The organism is Corynebacterium sp. NML130628 (assembly GCF_001875665.1).
Taxonomy (GTDB): domain Bacteria; phylum Actinomycetota; class Actinomycetes; order Mycobacteriales; family Mycobacteriaceae; genus Corynebacterium.
In genome coordinates this window covers 1-2777 of the sequence record NZ_MLAL01000005.1, presented here as the reverse complement: position 1 = coordinate 2777, position 2777 = coordinate 1, and the positions used below count along the sequence as shown (strand labels likewise).

Annotated in this window: 5 protein-coding genes and 1 pseudogene; 1 reads left to right on the top strand and 5 read right to left on the bottom strand. The window is 53.9% G+C overall.

Features of this window, described 5'->3' with window-relative positions; translation table 11 throughout:
* From BJP07_RS00475 to BJP07_RS11350, 5 genes and pseudogenes are all read right to left on the bottom strand, one after another.
* Nucleotides 1–406: pseudogene (locus BJP07_RS00475) on the bottom strand (transposase); the annotation flags it as partial.
* A 269-nt stretch (nucleotides 407–675) separates the two neighbouring features.
* Entirely contained in the window at nucleotides 676–1359 is a 684-nt protein-coding gene (locus BJP07_RS00470; RefSeq protein ID WP_071565556.1) for a DUF3800 domain-containing protein, read from the bottom strand.
* A gap of 119 nt (nucleotides 1360–1478) precedes the next feature.
* Complete coding sequence (locus BJP07_RS00465) at nucleotides 1479–1721, bottom strand: toxin (protein ID WP_071565555.1); 243 nt, start codon at nucleotides 1719–1721, stop codon at nucleotides 1479–1481.
* On the bottom strand, nucleotides 1718–1963 hold the full coding sequence (locus BJP07_RS00460) for a ribbon-helix-helix domain-containing protein (RefSeq protein WP_071565554.1): 246 nt from the start codon (nucleotides 1961–1963) through the stop codon (nucleotides 1718–1720). The genes BJP07_RS00465 and BJP07_RS00460 overlap by 4 nt, the downstream gene beginning before the upstream one ends.
* A gap of 166 nt (nucleotides 1964–2129) precedes the next feature.
* Nucleotides 2130–2249 (bottom strand): helix-turn-helix domain-containing protein, encoded by a 120-nt coding sequence (locus BJP07_RS11350; protein ID WP_255365869.1) that lies wholly within the window; start codon nucleotides 2247–2249, stop codon nucleotides 2130–2132.
* A 234-nt stretch (nucleotides 2250–2483) separates the two neighbouring features.
* Between BJP07_RS11350 and BJP07_RS00450 the strand changes: the two genes are divergently transcribed.
* On the top strand, nucleotides 2484–2777 hold a 294-nt coding region (locus BJP07_RS00450; protein WP_177222484.1), incomplete at its 3' end, for a transposase.

Here is a 2777-nt window from a genome sequence, read left to right as displayed (position 1 = left end):
CGGCATCATCGGTATCAGCAACGTTGACGAGCATGTAGCCAAGCTTGCGGATTGCTTTATGTGCTGGGTGGATCGGGTTTTTGCTGATATCGCTCAACGTGTTGCGTTGTACGTGGACAAGACAGCGTTGTACGGCTACGTGGGGCCATTTGCTACGGATTGCTTTTAAGGCTCCTCCTGAACCGTCAGTGGTGATGATCAGCGGTGGGGCGATCTTGTCGAGGAGTTTGAGGTACTCGGATGAGCTTTCACGCACACACCAGTGCCAGGCAATGACGTGTGTGTCGGTACATGCAACGAGCAGGCATTTCTTGTGGAAGTAGGTGCCGTCGATAAAGACCTGGTCGTAGACGCGATAAGGGTCGGTCATGCTGGGCACGGTGATAAACCACAGCAGTTGAAACCAGGGGTCGGCCCCCACCCCTTGTCAGAAGTCGATGCATCAGCGGCTAATCAACGCGATGCTAATGGAGATAGGATGATTCTGTGTCGACATATAAAGAAGTCACGAGGGGAAGCAACAACTGCCAACAAGCTCTTGACGAAGACACGGAAAAGGTTGAGGTTTGCCCTTCCTGAAGCAGAACGCTATCCTCAAGGGTGTGGAGTTGATCTTCATTGAGAGATGAACATCGACTCGGCCCGCACTGTAGCTACTGGCAGGTGCGGGCCATTTTATTTCTTCTGGGGAGCTGCATAGATAATCGTAGAGTGCGGCTCCAGGTAGGTCTCGAAGTAGTCCCCGGTTTCGTTTCTGCCCTTGTGCGTAATCTGACGTCGGTAGACCATACAAGTTATATCCGGAGCCCATAGAAGCCGCTCATCAGATGGGCTAACCCAAGCTACGCCTACCTCACGAGGAAAGATACCCTCCTGCTTGAGCTTCTTAACCAGACGCCGATCCCGATTATCGTCAACTCGTCTTAATCGCTTTTCGAAGATGAGCCCTGCCGGAGGATTATCGCGTGCGCTCCCGTAGATATGCTCTACCAGAGCCCTTAAGCAATCTCCCCTAGCCTGCTCAAGGTCTCTCCCAGACTGCAGGGGAATTTCAATAGAAACAAGGTGTTTATCTCCCCATGATTCGAGCTGCTTCAGCATCTCGACGGTACGGTACTTACCTTCAGAGGTGCGGAGCTCATCTGTTGTGTGCCAATAATTCTTCTCCGAAATATTGCGAAGAGTCTCGCGGGTTTCCTCAAGATCCCCATAGCGAAGCTTCACTGCTGCCAAGATATAAAAGGACCCGCTCTCGTATTCGTCAGGCACCGAGTACGACTCATCGATGTAAAGAAAGACGTCATCATCAGACGCACCACCGTACAGCCTCACCAAAGATGGGTGTAGATGCTCTTTCATGACATCCTCCTCAGATGATCTACCTAGCTTGATTGATTCCTCCAGAAACTAGGTTACTGGCCGTAGGCCACGCTCAGATAACTCAGTACTCCTTAGGTAACCACCGGTGCACCCGGCGGTTACCTAAGGAGATCGACGTATTTCGACCGCGTCTTCATTGCGTGAATCAGTAATTCGTCCCCATCGGAGGCGACAACCACGACAGTTTCCAAAAGGCGGGCGTGGGTGTCGAACCCGAGGCGCAGTTCACGCCATTGCGCGGAATCATCATCAAGGGATGCGACCCATGTCGGAAATGAAGCGGCATGGGTGCCGTCTTCCTCACTGATGCCGTGCTTGGTGGCAGATGACGCCACCCTCATGCCGCAGTGAGAGCGGTGATCGCCTGACGCATCATCTCTGAACGCGACAGATGCTTTTCGGCGGCGAGCCTGTCGAGCGACTCCAACTCCTCCGGGGTGAGACGAACCGTAACCACCTGGGAAGCTTCGGGGCCACGACCCGGACGCCCCCGTCCGCGCTTCTTCAGCGCATCGACGTCATAGCCATCCTCCGCCTCGGCAACCCAGGCGTTCAGCTGTTTCTCGGTGATATTAACAGGCATGCAATTATCGTATTACGCAATTAAGGGCGTGTCGATCATTCCACCCAATCGCTTAAACGAAGTTCCCGGCAACCTGTAGACCGTTGCTCTCTCATCGAAAAAGAAAACCACACCACACTGCCACAGGGCAGGGGAACCGTATATTGCTTACGGCGGGTTACATTTTTTATTCGATCATTCCCGCGTTCCGTAGCGACCTTAAATGGACACTCGCTGTCTTCCTAGTGATCCCCAACTCTCTTCCAATCTCAGACCCTGTTGGGGCTTTACCTGTCTGAGCAAGCACCGAAGCGTATATGGCATAAACCTGTGCACGGGTCTCATTCCCCTGCCGTTTACGCTGCTGGTTCGCTTTTTAAGCATGTCGCGCTGTGCTTGTGCGTATTCGCCGTTTGGGTCTGTTTTCCAGCGTTGTGCGGCTTTCTGGCCGCCTCTACGGCGTTCATCTCGTCTTCGCCAGCGCTACGCTTAGTCGGTCGATCCTTCGCTGGCTGGCGAGAAGCTCATCGCGGCGCACGCGTTGGTAGCGAGTGAGAAGTTCTTCAGGCATGCGAATGACCCCCATCATATCGACCCGACCGCGTATCTCGAAGAGCTCCTCACCCACGCATCACCCGATCTGATGCGTGAGATGCTCGGTGATTTCATCAACCAAATTCTATCTACCCAAGCCGATGCTGTCTGCGACGCTGACTACGGCACCACCAGCGACAACCGCGTCAACCACCGCAACGGCTACCGCCACCGACTACTGGATACACGGGTCAACACCGTCGATGTGACTATCCCGAAACTACGCCACGGTTCCTTCTTG